Annotated in this window: 20 protein-coding genes and 1 pseudogene; 10 read left to right on the top strand and 11 right to left on the bottom strand. The window is 41.3% G+C overall.

Annotated features, from left to right (window positions below; genetic code table 11):
* Nucleotides 1–170 precede the first annotated feature (170 nt).
* The gene (locus P2W76_RS11250; protein WP_276347932.1) at nt 171–638 is read left to right on the top strand and encodes a JAB domain-containing protein; all 468 of its coding nucleotides are present in this window, start codon (nt 171–173) and stop codon (nt 636–638) included.
* Here the strand turns inward: P2W76_RS11250 and P2W76_RS11245 are convergent, their stop codons facing one another.
* A complete protein-coding gene (locus P2W76_RS11245) occupies nt 639–1,058 on the bottom strand; it encodes a helix-turn-helix transcriptional regulator (RefSeq protein ID WP_276347931.1) in 420 nt (139 codons plus the stop codon).
* A 116-nt stretch (nt 1,059–1,174) separates the two neighbouring features.
* Here P2W76_RS11245 and P2W76_RS11240 point away from each other — a divergent pair, with 116 nt between their 5' ends.
* Nucleotides 1,175–2,584, top strand: coding sequence for a HEPN domain-containing protein (locus tag P2W76_RS11240; protein WP_276347930.1), 1,410 nt, complete (start codon nt 1,175–1,177; stop codon nt 2,582–2,584).
* Here the strand turns inward: P2W76_RS11240 and P2W76_RS11235 are convergent.
* The 3 genes and pseudogenes from P2W76_RS11235 to P2W76_RS17910 all read right to left on the bottom strand — a co-directional run.
* Nucleotides 2,581–2,991: a hypothetical protein gene (locus P2W76_RS11235; RefSeq protein WP_276347929.1), complete on the bottom strand. Its 411-nt coding sequence runs from the start codon at nt 2,989–2,991 to the stop codon at nt 2,581–2,583. The genes P2W76_RS11240 and P2W76_RS11235 overlap by 4 nt on opposite strands.
* Before the next feature lie 17 nt (nt 2,992–3,008).
* On the bottom strand, nt 3,009–3,191 hold the full coding sequence (locus P2W76_RS17915; protein WP_346429833.1) for a GDCCVxC domain-containing (seleno)protein: 183 nt from the start codon (nt 3,189–3,191) through the stop codon (nt 3,009–3,011).
* A gap of 81 nt (nt 3,192–3,272) precedes the next feature.
* A pseudogene (locus P2W76_RS17910) lies at nt 3,273–3,614 on the bottom strand (MerC domain-containing protein); the annotation flags it as partial.
* 73 nt (nt 3,615–3,687) lie between these two features.
* On the opposite strand from P2W76_RS17910, the gene P2W76_RS11225 reads away from it, so the two are divergent.
* The 6 genes from P2W76_RS11225 to P2W76_RS11200 all read left to right on the top strand — a co-directional run bounded on the left by P2W76_RS11225 (nt 3,688) and on the right by P2W76_RS11200 (nt 7,237).
* Nucleotides 3,688–4,017, top strand: coding sequence for a metalloregulator ArsR/SmtB family transcription factor (locus P2W76_RS11225; RefSeq protein WP_276347927.1), 330 nt, complete (start codon nt 3,688–3,690; stop codon nt 4,015–4,017).
* Nucleotides 4,018–4,078: 61 nt separating this feature from the next.
* A complete protein-coding gene (locus P2W76_RS11220) occupies nt 4,079–4,621 on the top strand; it encodes a DUF6428 family protein (protein WP_276347926.1) in 543 nt (180 codons plus the stop codon).
* A 6-nt stretch (nt 4,622–4,627) separates the two neighbouring features.
* Nucleotides 4,628–5,059: an arsenic resistance N-acetyltransferase ArsN2 gene (gene arsN2 / locus P2W76_RS11215; protein ID WP_276347925.1), complete on the top strand. Its 432-nt coding sequence runs from the start codon at nt 4,628–4,630 to the stop codon at nt 5,057–5,059.
* Nucleotides 5,056–5,475 carry an arsenate reductase ArsC gene (locus P2W76_RS11210; RefSeq protein WP_276347924.1) on the top strand — a complete coding sequence of 140 codons (420 nt, stop codon included), beginning with the start codon at nt 5,056–5,058 and terminating at the stop codon, nt 5,473–5,475. The genes arsN2 and P2W76_RS11210 overlap by 4 nt, the downstream gene beginning before the upstream one ends.
* A 5-nt stretch (nt 5,476–5,480) precedes the next feature.
* Nucleotides 5,481–6,557 carry an ACR3 family arsenite efflux transporter gene (gene arsB, locus P2W76_RS11205; RefSeq protein WP_276347923.1) on the top strand — a complete coding sequence of 359 codons (1,077 nt, stop codon included), beginning with the start codon at nt 5,481–5,483 and terminating at the stop codon, nt 6,555–6,557.
* Complete coding sequence (locus P2W76_RS11200) at nt 6,554–7,237, top strand: metallophosphoesterase family protein (RefSeq protein WP_276347922.1); 684 nt, start codon at nt 6,554–6,556, stop codon at nt 7,235–7,237. The genes arsB and P2W76_RS11200 overlap by 4 nt, the downstream gene beginning before the upstream one ends.
* A 52-nt stretch (nt 7,238–7,289) precedes the next feature.
* Here the strand turns inward: P2W76_RS11200 and P2W76_RS11195 are convergent, their stop codons facing one another.
* Entirely contained in the window at nt 7,290–8,516 is a 1,227-nt protein-coding gene (locus P2W76_RS11195) for a hypothetical protein (RefSeq protein ID WP_276347921.1), read from the bottom strand.
* 528 nt (nt 8,517–9,044) lie between these two features.
* Here P2W76_RS11195 and P2W76_RS11190 point away from each other — a divergent pair.
* Entirely contained in the window at nt 9,045–10,265 is a 1,221-nt protein-coding gene (locus P2W76_RS11190) for a site-specific integrase (protein WP_276347920.1), read from the top strand.
* 118 nt (nt 10,266–10,383) lie between these two features.
* Nucleotides 10,384–10,560, top strand: coding sequence for a hypothetical protein (locus tag P2W76_RS11185; RefSeq protein WP_276347919.1), 177 nt, complete (start codon nt 10,384–10,386; stop codon nt 10,558–10,560).
* A 40-nt stretch (nt 10,561–10,600) separates the two neighbouring features.
* On the opposite strand, the gene P2W76_RS11180 is transcribed toward P2W76_RS11185, so the two are convergent.
* The 6 genes from P2W76_RS11180 to P2W76_RS11155 all read right to left on the bottom strand — a co-directional run bounded on the left by P2W76_RS11180 (nt 10,601) and on the right by P2W76_RS11155 (nt 13,781).
* Nucleotides 10,601–10,960, bottom strand: coding sequence for a hypothetical protein (locus P2W76_RS11180; protein WP_276347918.1), 360 nt, complete (start codon nt 10,958–10,960; stop codon nt 10,601–10,603).
* 36 nt (nt 10,961–10,996) lie between these two features.
* Nucleotides 10,997–11,347, bottom strand: coding sequence for a hypothetical protein (locus tag P2W76_RS11175; RefSeq protein WP_276347917.1), 351 nt, complete (start codon nt 11,345–11,347; stop codon nt 10,997–10,999).
* Between the two features lie 9 nt (nt 11,348–11,356).
* Nucleotides 11,357–11,986, bottom strand: coding sequence for a hypothetical protein (locus tag P2W76_RS11170; protein ID WP_276347916.1), 630 nt, complete (start codon nt 11,984–11,986; stop codon nt 11,357–11,359).
* Nucleotides 11,986–12,342, bottom strand: a complete 357-nt coding sequence (locus tag P2W76_RS11165; protein WP_276347915.1) for a hypothetical protein — start codon at nt 12,340–12,342, stop codon at nt 11,986–11,988. The genes P2W76_RS11170 and P2W76_RS11165 overlap by 1 nt, the downstream gene beginning before the upstream one ends.
* Nucleotides 12,343–12,458: 116 nt before the next feature.
* Nucleotides 12,459–13,034: a DUF6088 family protein gene (locus tag P2W76_RS11160; protein WP_276347914.1), complete on the bottom strand. Its 576-nt coding sequence runs from the start codon at nt 13,032–13,034 to the stop codon at nt 12,459–12,461.
* Nucleotides 13,035–13,409: 375 nt separating this feature from the next.
* Nucleotides 13,410–13,781 carry a hypothetical protein gene (locus tag P2W76_RS11155; protein ID WP_276347913.1) on the bottom strand — a complete coding sequence of 124 codons (372 nt, stop codon included), beginning with the start codon at nt 13,779–13,781 and terminating at the stop codon, nt 13,410–13,412.
* Nucleotides 13,782–13,888 lie beyond the last annotated feature (107 nt).

The raw sequence follows: 13,888 nt of genomic DNA, 5'->3' as shown, positions 1-13,888 counted from the left end.
CATCAATTTAGGCACAAAGTTAGGCCGACGGGCATCTGGGCGCCCAAAAACTTCCGGCATAAACGCGCTGGGCTCATCCTCCGGGCCATTTATTCCTTTGCTTTTTGGGCTCGATCGCCCGCAGCCTGGCAGGCACCATAATTCATTCTTTCACTTTAATCAAGAACATTATGGAAACGCTAGAAAAAACTCCAATGAGCCAGGTTACAGAAATTCAGATCACTTACAAACCTGTCATTAAACCATCACAACGCCCGAAAATCGACTGTTCAAAAGACGTTTATGAACTGCTTAGTAATAATTGGGATCTAAATAAGATTGAATTTGTTGAACAATTTAAAATTATCTTATTGAACCGGGCGAACCGTGTATTGGGGATCTTGGACATTTCAACCGGCGGCTTGTCGGGTACGGTTGCAGATCCTAAAGTGATTTTTGGAGCCGCATTAAAAGCAGCAGCTAGTTCCATCATACTGGCACATAATCATCCATCAGGGAACCTCAAGCCCAGTCACGCAGATATTGCGTTGACACAAAAGATTGCCGCCGCTGGTACATTTTTAGATATTACTGTATTAGAACATATCATCCTGACAAGTGAAGGTTACTTGTCATTTGCTGATGAAGGGCTGATGTAATTACTCGCCCTTTGAGTTCTTCAGAAGCTCAACCTTTTCGCGCTCGCTTTGCAGTAAGCGTTCAAGTAATGCTATTTTCTCATCATAGAGCTGAACGATCTTCTCAATCGGATTAAAGTTTGGCTGAAAATTGATGGCGTTCAACGTTGAAGTATCGTTACTTGTAAAGGTATTCGAAATGATGTTGAGAACGGCTTCCTCATTGAAATTCTTGATGCCTTCAACGGAGACTCCTAATGCTTTAGCTACTTTCTCTAAAGTCTCATCTTTTACCGTTTCGCTTCTTTCAATCTCTGAAATAGTCTGCTGGCTTACACCGATTTCCAGCGCAAGTGCTTCTTGTTTCATTCCCCGAAGTTCGCGAACGCGGCTAATCTTCCTGCCGATATGATTGCTGAGAGGTTTAGTAGCTGTTTCCATACTCAAAGATAAAAAAATTAATGCCCGTAGAAAACAGGGGGGCACCAGTTAGTTACCAACAAAACCGGTTCGGTACGGCACTAATGCATCCGTCATTTGCTAAAAAACAAGAATGTATGGAAAACAATCAACTGCCGGATGAGGCAATAGAACTGGTTTACAACGAGAAGCTAAAAACTGCTCGGGAGATCATTGCTCAAATATTCAATGCTACTAATTTGAAATATATGCGCATGAAACTGTGGCTGTGGTTCAAGTCCGCGACTGATTCAGCACCGTGGTCCTTTCTAGGCAACCCTTCGATCGTTCTTTCGATCAAGGAACATTTAATGGACGTTATGACTGCCGCAAGGGCGTTGCTTGATGCCGCCGAAGCCATCCAGGCCGATCTGGAGCTGGATGATTTCGCGCCGTTTAGCGAGGAACAAGCGCTGGCAGATCGCGTCTACATGCGGAACCTCGGAGAAATAGAGGAAACGTATAAGGGGAAGGTCCGCAGATTAACACTTGAAGAAACCGAAGAGCCATTGCTTGCCATAAAACGCTTTTTCAATGCCCACAGCTTTGAGGAATGGTCAGAAATATTGACGCAATTGATGGAATACGCTTTAAGTAAAACAAGCATTTGTGAAGCGACAGGGGAAGGCATTGGACTTGGCCACTATGACTTTTTAGAATCCTTGATTGAGGCGATATACCTAATTTACGAGCGAGATGATAAGATTCCGAGTACTTTCAAGAAACTCAATAAGGCATCGGAGTCATCTCCAATCGTTGACCTGATCGTAGCATCCCTTGAACCGGAAATGATTTTTCAGGTTACCCACCCTAAAGTTTTGCAAGAAACGGCTGCTACCTATCGGGATTTGTTAATTGTACTGCCGGACAACAATGGGACGCCTTTTCAAGAGCTTGAGCCTGTGGTGGAGCTGATTACGGCGAAGGACGGTGGGTTAAGTTGTTCGTTACACAAAGCATCTGCCATCCAACAAGCGCTGAACGATGGGCACATCTACTATTCGCTGGTATGTTTAAAGGAAAACTTAATCTTCCAAAATACTTCTGCAAAAATACCGGATCTGCCAACGGAAAAGTTTGCGGCAGTGGTTGACAAAGCCCGGCGGGAGTTTGAGGCGGGGATGGCAAAAGCACATAGCTTTTACACAGGCGCCGAAAAGTATGCAGAAAGCAATGATTCCGCTATGGCAATGTTTATGCTCCAGCAGGCCACGGAGCTGACGTTTCGAGCGGTGGCGCTTTCACTGTATGGTATAGAGCGTCGTACACATTCGATTAAGTCGTTAAAAAAGCTTAACAGGCGGCTGGCTCCACAGCTAAACGACATCTTTCCTGCTGATACGGAGGAGGAAGAGCGGTTGTTAAAGGTATTGGAGGATGCGTACTTAGATGCCCGATACAATACCAATTACCTGATTCCCCAGAATGATTTACCCGAAATTCTAAGTCGAGTATCAAAGCTGCTGGACATGGCAAAGCAGATTTTTAAACAAAGGACAGCATTTTAAGAATTTTCATAAAACGTCAGGAGATTACCGTATAAATCAACAGTAGCAAAATCTCGTTGACCCCAGTGCTGTGTTTCAACAATAGTCTGTTTGTTATGCAATACATCTGCCTGTTTGTAATGTTGGTATAATTCATCAATGCCTTCCACCTCAATACGACAACTTGCAGTACCAGCTAAAAAGCTTTCTGCTCCGCTCCAAATAGGTTTGAACAATCGCAGCAACCCGGTAAACTTCCAGCTTTTGTCACAAGATGCCCATAAGTGAATCTCTACTTCATCCCTAATGAGGATGGCAAAATACTGCTCTTTGTGGCGGGCCTTAAAAGCCATTTTCGATTCGTAAAAAGCAATTGCGTCTTCAATGCTTACAACGGGTAAGGCCGGAATGGTTTTTTTGAGTCTCATTGGCGTTCAACTTGTAATTAGCAACAGGACGTGTTTTGCTGTATTGGGGGGCATTTCACTGTGCCATAACTACAAAATACGCAGCAATCACCTTTTTGAGGTTTCAATACCGCTTCACAATTAGTGCACTTATAAAAATATTGGCAGGAATCGGTAGCCATCGTTTCAGTTTTTTTAAACCCGCAATCCGGGCAGGTAATTGTAGAGGTGAGCTCAACTGCACTAGTTGGATCGTCCGCATTTCCCCGATGATTATTACCCTTATTCTTCTTGTAATTTACCCAGGTTGCAGCTAACATGCCTACCATACCTATGTAGATCATGTACTGGTAATAGTCGCTAAGGTCAAAATGATAGCCATAAAAGATCAGGGCTGCGCTGGGTATCGCAATAAGCAGTGGATACAGGTACTTGTGCTGGAAATAGGAGACGATAAGACCTGCAATTGACACTATGATCATTGCCTGAAAGATCCACATAGTCCAACCTCCAAATAGTTCGGCACTTCCAAAACCGAACAGCGATGCACCAAATGCAAAGATAGGAAAGCAGCATGGTGATAGGATCGCCGTTAAAAATAGGCCGGTTGTGCCCAATTTATCTATGCTATGTGTCAATTTCATTCACGCAAATTTCGATCTTTTTTTCTACTTATTTGTCGATACTACAAAATAATCGTAATATTGCGATGGAATTATGGGAACTACCAAAACCGAAATCTTCACAGAAGAGCAAAATAAGCTTGCTACGATGCTGAAAGCGTTGGCACATCCGGCAAGGATTGCAATCTTGCAGCGAATCATGATTGCCAATACCTGCATTTGCGGCGACTTGGTAGGTGAACTTGGGCTGGCACAAGCAACTATCTCTCAGCATTTAAAGGAACTGAAAAGTGCCGGGTTGATTCAAGGAACGATTGAAGGCGTGAGCGTTTGTTATTGTATCGAACCTAAAGCCTGGAAAATGCTGATCGAGAATTTCGGAGACTTTGTTACTGGATATAAAGGGCCGACAGGCTGTTGTTAAAAAAAATTGAATTAAACTATCGCAATATTACAATCATAAAGCTATGGACACTACACAAACAATGAACTGGAAAGCCTTCAAAGAACAGTTGGTGGCAAACCCTGATTTAGATCTCCAATTTCAGTACGCTGAAAATAAATGGGTAGATGCATCGTACCACATTACCGAAATTAAACAAGCACCCATTACTTCGGTAGATTGCGGCGGCGTTAAAAATAGCTGGACGGAGATCATCGTGCAACTGTGGGAACCGGGTGAAAAACAACAAGAGCGGGCAATGAAAGTACGTAAAGCGCTTTCAATTGTAGAAATCGTGGAAACGGCGTTGCCGCTTAATCCAACCGCCACAGTAAAGATTGAGTTCGGTAATTCCCAGTTCGACACACGCCAGATGTTTCCCGGAACGATTAGCATAAATGGCGAGAATCTGATTGTGGACCTTCAACCTGATTTTACACAATGCAAAGCAATTAATCGTGGTGGAAGCTGTGGTACCACAAATAGTGGCGAGGAATGTTGCGCTCCAACTGAAAAACCAAAGGTTGAAATGAAGAATCTGGCGGTGGCCACTGATTGTTGCACACCCGGCGGAGGCTGCTGCTAATCTGTTATGAAGATAGAACAAGCATCAGATAGAGAAAGTATAGTTGCTCTGCTCGCTTCCCAAAAGCTACCTGTTGAGGATTTGCCGGAAATGTTGAATAGCTTTCTGATCGCAAGAACGAATGATCAGCTTGCCGGTGTGGTAGGGCTTGAAACCTATGGAGATTTCGCGCTGCTACGTTCACTCGTCGTTCACCCCGAATTTCGTGGTCAGGGAATTGCAGATCAGTTAATCCGAAATATCGAGAGTCACGCCAGTTCAAAGGGGTTAAAAGAAATTTACCTTCTTACTGAAACAGCGCCTGAATATTTCGATCGTAGAGCTTATCTAAGAATCACCAGGAACGAAGTGCCAGAAGAAGTACAGCAGTCGTCTGAATTTAGCCACGTTTGTCCGCAATCGGCTACCGTGATGAAGAAAACCTTAAACCCATTATGAAGAACATTTTAGTACTCTGTACTGGCAATAGTTGCCGGAGCCAGATCGCACATGGTTATTTACAGCACTTTGCCGGGGATCAAGTCAAAATTTACAGCGCAGGCATAGAAACACATGGTGTGAACCCTAAAGCGATCCAGATAATGGCTGAAGATCATATTGATATTTCGGCCCATACGTCCAACCACGTAGATGAATACCTTGATATCCCTTTCGACTATGTGATCACCGTTTGCGATAACGCAAACGAAGCTTGTCCGTTCTTTCCCGGAAACGTAAAACGCTTCCATCAGAACTTCCCTGATCCGGCAAAAGCGAATGGAACAGACGAGGAAGTGATGAACGAGTTCAGGCGGGTGCGCGACCTGATCAAAGTGTATTCAGCAGACTTCGTAAAAACTTACCTAAAAGATTAACCAGAATGTCGGCTACCAACTGCGCTCCGGTCGTGGAGCGAAAGAAACTCGGTTTTCTCGACCGCTATTTAACCCTGTGGATCTTTTTGGCAATGGCACTCGGTGTTGCTATAGGGTATCTTATTCCATCATCTTCTGGCTTTATAAACTCTTTTTCAAGTGGAACAACGAACATTCCGTTGGCAATCGGTCTGATCCTGATGATGTATCCACCGCTGGCAAAAGTAAAATATGAAAACATGGGCGAGGTTTTCAGTGATACCAAAGTCTTGACGGCCTCGCTCATCCTGAATTGGATAATTGGTCCGATTATCATGTTTATTCTTGCAGTTACGTTTTTGCGTGATTACCCGGATTATATGGTAGGCTTGATCCTCATCGGTCTTGCCCGATGTATCGCAATGGTAGTGGTTTGGAACGAATTGGCCGAAGGCAACCGCGAGTATGCCGCCGGTTTGATTGCTTTAAACAGCATTTTTCAGGTTTTGCTTTACAGCGTCTATGCATGGCTGTTTATCACGGTTATTCCACCGTTATTGGGAATGAACGGCTTGGAAGTAAATATCAGCATTGGGCAAATTGCCGAAAGCGTGGGAATTTACCTTGGAATACCGTTTGCATTAGGGATTATCAGTCGCTATAGCTTGATCCGTTTAAAAGGTATTGAATGGTTCCAAACAAAGTTCGTTCCGCTGATCTCGCCAATCACACTTATTGCTTTGTTGTTTACCATCGTAATCATGTTTAGTCTGAAAGGCGAATTGATCGTGCAGATCCCGATGGATGTGGTACGAATCGCTATTCCGCTGGTGATCTATTTCGCGTTTATGTTCCTGATCAGCTTCTTTATCGGGAAAGGGTTTGGAGCAGACTATTCGCGCAGTGCTTCCATCGCATTCACTGCCACTGGTAATAACTTCGAGTTGGCTATTGCTGTAGCAATCGGTGTGTTCGGGATCAATTCAGGTCAGGCGTTTGCGGGTGTGATCGGTCCTCTAGTAGAAGTCCCTGCGTTAATTGCCCTGGTCAACGTAGCATTTTGGCTTCGAAAAAAGTATTATTCCAAACCTGTTTCACAATGAAGATTGCGCTATTTTCCGACATACATGCCAATTTACCGGCTTTCGAGGCATTCCTCGCAGACCTTGATGCAAGAAAGGCAGACGCGGTATATTGCCTTGGTGATCTGATCGGCTACCATATTTGGCCGAACGAAATAATTGATGAGGTACGAAAACGCGGCATTTCCACACTTGCAGGAAATCATGATTTGAAGCTGGCTGATCTGGACGCATGCGATGAAAAGAATTACGCCTACACTTTAGTTACACGGTCTAACCGGGATTATTTGCTATCGCTACCCGCTATTATCGAGCTGCAATTTAAATCAATTGGTAAAGTGCTATTAGCACATGGAAGTCCTCAGAAGGTAGATGAATATGTGCTGGAAGATACGGCAGAAGAATATGTTATGGAATTGATGGGCGAAGCAACTATTCTCTGTGTCGGACACTCCCATAAGCCGTACTATCGGGTAATTGACAATGGTAAACGGCATGTCATAAATATTGGTTCGGTAGGCAAGCCTAAAGATGGAGACCCTCGCGGATGTTATGTTGTATTAACGATCCCAACACCGCAGGAAGCCGAGATAGGGGTAGAATTTATACGATTTGAATATGACGTAGGCAAGGCGGCAATGGCGATTGAGGACAGCCTATTGCCACGTGATTTGGCGGATCGACTTAGGAAAGGATATTGATTTTGCGCCCAGACTAAATTCGTTAGACCGAAGATCTGCAATTTTGACTTCGCTAAGACTTGGCTCTCAAACGTGCAAATTCCTTTATAACTGGATTCATAAATCGTGGTAATTCAGGTTCACTTGGTTCTGCAAACATTACGGAAGCGATATATTTGAAATCATCGATTAGTTTTGTGTCAAATCCATGAGATTTCATTCCTAATTGGTTATCGATCATATAGAATGCTAATATCTCATTTTTTGCATGTTTGACCCTTTCACGGCTGTCTAGATTCTTTATGTCCTGTATGTTATAAGTATACATTTCAGTTACGAAGAGGACGCTTATTATATTATCGGACTCAATGCGTTTCGCAATCTCATTAAACTTCCTGTAAACTGTGGTTTTGATCGAGAACCCAAAGCTGTTTAATTCAAAAGTATCATTGCTATATACAATTAGGCAAGTCGGTAATAATGTTTTTTGCCATTGAAAAAACATCAAATGCATAATTTCAAATTTGTTGAATACGTCTCCGTCAGGGTAATATTTATTTAGGTTTTCAATCGGAACTCTAGACTGACGTGGACCAGCCCACATAGCCATCCGTGAAGCTTTTTCAAAGCGTTTTTTCTTAGTATAAAACATGTAGTCATCCACAAAAAGCATGTCTTTAGGCACATGGTAAAAAGTCATCTTTTCAATTTTGCTTTCGAGTGCATCAGACAATTTACATTCCTCATTAATGGCCTTTTTCATGTCTAACAGAAAGAGTTTCATTTGATCTATACCGGAAATGAAATTATCATAGAGATCTTGACCGTGACCATGCTCATAAAAGAAAAACTCCGCCGAAAACATCACCTCCAATTGGTTAAGACCCAAAAGGGTTGCCTTCAGGGAATCAACAATCGTCGAAAATTCTACATCATTATCAATTGTAAAGACTAATTCGGGCAGAATTACAGCACCCTGGCCAGCATAAATACTGATTACAATCCTTTTTTCAAGATCAAATGGTTGCTGTTTAAGTACTTCGTTACGCTTTTCGATGAACCATTTACCCACATTATTGACGAGGTGTTGATCTCGCAATTTCTCATATGTAGAGGTGAAATCGCTATGTGCTAATGATTTTTGCAGGACAAAGGTGATATTTCTGTATTCTGAAAAAAAATTATCCAAGTAACCGATATTGTCGAAAAAGTTAGTCCCTTTTTCGAATTTCTCTAAACAGCTTAGGGCGCTATGAAATTTATGCAATGCCGGATATAATAGGCCTCTGGAGTTAATCATAGTATTTTCGACAAGAAAGTCTTTTCCGTAATTTATAGGATTTGATGTTCGCCAATGGTATCACAAATAAAGATCGTATTTTTTTGTTGTGCGACGTTTTACCCGTAACTTTGTATTGTCATTTAGGCCAGATACCTAACCAGATACCTTCTATCTGGTGCTCTTTGTAAGTTATTGGTATTTAGTAGAATATAGAAATAGGTTCGAGCCCAGGTGGGCGCACGAAACACTAGTTCATACTAGTTCAAAACCCTGTAAACAGTCTGATTTACAGGGTTTTTTGCTTTCTTTTAGTCTATATCAATTCATATCAATCTACCATTCTGGTTACCAATCCGACTACCTGTTTTTAGTTTTACCTTTGAGGTAACACAAAACGCTGTAAGTAATTGAATGTCTTTTATTTACGGCCTAAAAAGTTAACTAAAATGGCCTTGTTTTCAAGCTGTTTGTGTTACCTCTGTGTTACCTGTAATTGATCCAAAAAACGGGATGTATTGTATGAATTTAAGCTAAAAAAGCAATTTTATGAGAACATCACAGTCATTCGGAATCCATTTCACTATCAGAGCTGATAAAGTAAGAGATGGAAAAGCACCAGTTTATGCATGCGTTACGGTTAACAGGAAGCGCTGTTATATCGCATTGAAACAGTTGGTAGAAGTTAAAAGCTGGGATAACGTCAAAGGGACGTTAAAGGGCAATCGGGAAGAATTTAAAAGTATTAATTACTACTTGCATGAAGTTCGGATGGCCATCGGCACCTGCTACCAGCAACTAAGTTTAAGGGGCAGAGTTGTTAATGCTGATGCCATCAAGGATGCTTTTTTGGGAACGGCAGAAGAAGTTCATACCCTAAGCAGTCTCTTTGAGTACCATAACGAAACCGCTGCCAGTACACTGAAGTGGAGCACGCTTAAACATTATTACGTAACCCAGCGGTACCTGGTTAAGTTCATTCAAATGCAATTCAAATCTGCCGATTTATATCTCGACGAACTGGATTATAAATTCATTTACGATTTTGAAACATTCCTTCGGAATCACAAGCCGTTAGATCACCAGAAGCCGATGAATAATAATGGGGTAATGAAACATATTATCCGCATGAAAAAAATGGTTCACCTGGCTATCCAACTGGAATGGATTTCCAAAGACCCATTTGTCAATTACAAACTTAAAATCCTTAAAGTAAACCGGGAGCATCTGTCGGAAAAGGAACTGGCTACTATGGAAAGCAAGGTTTTTGAGATTGACCGGATTGATATGATCCGGGATCTCTTTGTATTCTGTTGTTATACCGGCCTTACTTATGTGGATGTTATCAATTTGAAGCATGATAATATTGTAGAAGCTTCTGATGGAGAAATGTGGGTGCGTACCTGCCGGCAGAAAACGGATATTCCGGTTAACACGCCGCTTCTTCCCAAAGCAGTAGAAATCTTAAAGAAGTATAAAGGGAACCCAAGAGCGGCAGTAACCAACACGGTTTTTCCGGTGATCTCCAATCAGAAGGTTAATGCGTACCTGAAAGAAATCGCTTCTATATGCGGGATAACAAAGAATATCACCTTCCATTTGGCGAGACATACGTTTGCGACTACGGTTACGCTTTCTAATGGGGTACCTATTGAGACGGTGAGTAAGATGCTGGGGCACACCAAGATTGCAACGACTCAGATTTATGCTAAGGTGCTGGAGAAGAAGATTAGTGAGGATATGGCGGCCTTGAGGAAGAGGTTGGCGTGACTGACTGCAGAATAATGACACAGTAGGTGACACCGTAAAATGACTGCTTAGTCTGGAAATCTTCTGTTTCGTATCTACAGAGTAGTTGTTTGTCCCAAGCTATTCGTAAATTTGAGATGTGGAAAGGTTAACCATCGATATTCCGGAAGAAAAAAGCTCACAGGTAAAACAGATCCTAAAAGAGCTTGGAGTAATTATAGAACCAGGAAAGAAAAAGAATATCTCAGAGGTTAGAAGGAAGCTTGCTAATATTTCTGTCTGGTCTGATGAAGATCTGAAGGTTTTTGAAAAGTAAGCAATATTTAAACATGAATGCTCAGAAGAATCAAACCATACTAAATGGTAAATTTCCAGTTCTGTAGCGTGTCAATGTCAGGGATTTCCACCCCTCCAAAAGGAAAATTATCAGTTATATAGCCGAATTTTAGATCTGGATTATAAATTGCCTCTGGGTTTATTTCCAGCTCTCTTTTTAACAGGGCTGCCGCTAATTTTGCTAGTTGCAAAACAAAAGCCTCTGTCTCGTACTGTTCATTTAAATAATCTCCGAGTTCTGTCATCAAAGATCCGCTTAAAACTATCTTGGCAATTTGCTCCGGTACCTCAGGAGCATCGGTGGTAAATAAGAAGGTCAATATTCTTACATCTGCAGAAGTTCTGGGTTCTAAGCGCCATCTGCTGATCGTTATTTCCATAAGCATTGATGATTATATGGGTGGAATTTTAATTGGTTATTTTTTATTAGCATTCGCAAAATATATTTTACCTCTTTCAGTGACAGAGAAATTCGGCCATTCATAATGACCATTCCCACCAATCGTAAGATGACGATCAATAATCATATCCCAGATGATCTCACAAATCCTCGTTTGATCTGTCTGGCATACTGTGCCTGTATATGTAGTATTAGGCGCCGCATTAAAACCATTTCCCTCCTTAACTATAATTGACGAAAGGTGATTTATGAAACTGGTAAAATAATAGCTGCCTGGGTTTGCTGCAAACACAGAAACCATAAGTTTTCTGAGCTCGTCCGTTGATAAGGTTGTAGGGGGTAAGTCCCCGAATATTTGATAGGACATATTCATATCTTAAATTGGGTTGATTTCCATCCATTCACTTACGCATATTGCATAAGCAATGAATGAAAGGTTATTTCTATCCCAATGCAAATTTGCACAGTAATCCGGGAGAGCGGCAATAAAAGTATTAAATCTATCATAGATGTATGTGCCACTAGGGATGCTTTTACGTCTTGAGTTATTGAAAAGAAAATCGCGGACTTTGTTTATTAAGACCTCGATCGAATTCTCATGGCTGGAGATATCAGTCCCAGCCAGGTCAGAAATAAAGACTTGGTAACGATATTTCTCCTGATCTAATACTAACAACTTTTTGTCTTTGTTATGGTGCCCTTTCGTTGAATAGCGTTGAGCCCCCATAAAAAGTCCAAGTTCTAAAGGCATGTTAAATCTGGCGAGTCCTGAACCGGCGTCAAGGTCCGCTTTCGAAAGGTCATGTATGCCATATTTGCAATTGTCAATAATGCGGATTAGTTTCTGAAATCTAACATCTCCACCATCATCTTCCTCTCTTGCACATCGTGCTATAAAACCGCAGTCGTGAATGGCAAAAACGATCGCTTCAAACATCGGATGGTAAGGAGGATCAAAGGGACAATTAATGAAAACATTGTTTAGGTAATTAGCAGGTTGTGCCATTATTTCTTCCCTGTTTTCTTAATTGCCGTCTGTACTTTTTTCACCATGCTCTGAGTCGCCTTTGGGCTATGTTTTACTTTCCTTAGAGCTGCTGTTTTTTGGTCTGCAGTCAACGGTTTAGCACTTTTGGGAGTGGAGGTTCGTTTTGCTAAAGAGCTTTTTGCATTCGCAGGCTTAGGAGTTGCCTTTCTTGCTGCAGGTTTTTTTATTGCTCTTATCGCTTCCTTCTGAAGGGTTTCTAACTTTTTATCACTGCGGGCATCACGCCCATCTATATTTTTTATAGATCCAGGAGCTAACTTTAGTTTTTTTTCTAAGCTTCCAACAGTTATATCCTTTCTGATCTTTCTAGCCATAGCGTCAATTTATTCTAAGATAGATGATTTTCTTTAAAAAGAAGCTTAGAGTGTAGTACCTATCTTTATTGCCGATAGGTTCTAAGTTGTTTATAATTTGCTAGGTTCCGATTGAATTAGTGTTCCATTATTGGATCGAATACTCTTTTCGTCTTCGCGTTTCCATACCTGGAAACAAGGCGTTTCAATTTCTTTGTATCCATGGTGTTCAGTTTAAGAGCTACATTCTTTAAGACTTCCGTTGGATCTTCAGCAAGTAACTCAAGATTATTTACCAAGTCTACCAGTAGAAATTCTATAGTTATTTTACCCGGAAAGTGCGGTTTTATCCGAAATGAATACATTCTGTTTCCCAACTTAAAATCACCATGTCGTTTATGGTTGTACACTATTCTCTCATTATAAAGCTGTGTAGTGCCCACTCCAAGGCTATTATAGTTACTTAAGGAAGTAAGCAGGAACCTGCTATCTTTAAGGAAGCTCCGTATTAATACATCGTCTTCTGGCGGAGTTTGCCCAAAGGCGCTTAATTTGGGATAATGGTACAATCCCTGAGATAGCTTCTCCAGTGTGCCATCTTCTACCAGAGCTTCCAGATGCCGGTCCACTGATTTAGACCACTTAAGTAAACTATCCCGTCGATAGACCTGACCTCTTTTAAGTTGCTTCTTTAATTCTTCGAGCTTTTTCATTGCGTAAACAATACAAAACTAACCTTTAGTTCGAAAGCATGAAAGTTTTCTTATTTAAAATTCATGCAAAATGCAGATATATTCCTTGATTATAAGGTGCTAATACCAGTATCTCATGTTTAATTGTAATTACACGGACACATATAATTGTAATTGCACGAACTCTCCGGAAAGACTTGAGAAGTTTAATTCTTAACGAGACTCATACACCACCCCATTACTTTGTTAAGCCACAACCCTCTAAGTGAATGAACCTGTCAAGAGAACATGGAATAAATCGGACGAAGGAGAATTTATGCCGTGAAAGCTCTTTACTGGTGAAATGAAAGTGAGATCTTTGCTTCTCAAAGAATGGGGAGATAGCTGCTGTTGTATTTATTCAATATCGAATCCCTGGGCAGAGGGAAACTCAAGTCCCATAATTTCATACAAGCTCCTGACTTTCTTTCTCCAACTGCTTCTAGCCAATAACCAACTCTTATTATTTGGCATAATATCGATTCGATCATTAGTGTGCGATGGCCTGCCAGTTTTTGGTGTCGAGCGCATGTCAAATTTTAGAAGTAATTCTGGCGAATTAACTGGACTTTCTTCGCCGTCCAGATCAAAGATGGTCATGTCAATCTTTTCTTTAAAGCTTTCTTGCTTTTTCTTAAGAGAAGTGATAAGGTCTTTAAGCTGAATATTCTCAGTTAAGTAATCAAGATCATAGATATCCTTATTGCTTGCTCTGTTTGAAGCACTCATCAATTTGAATAATCCGATATCTTTTTCACTTAAGAGACGAATACCATCTATAATCTCAGGCTCTTCAAGTGTTTTAAAGTTTTGAAGGACTTCGACCTTTATTGCCG

Source organism: Daejeonella sp. JGW-45 (assembly GCF_029360805.1).
GTDB lineage: Bacteria > Bacteroidota > Bacteroidia > Sphingobacteriales > Sphingobacteriaceae > Daejeonella.
The sequence above is the reverse complement of the archived record's forward strand: the minus strand, read 5'-3'. Positions and strand labels throughout refer to the sequence as shown.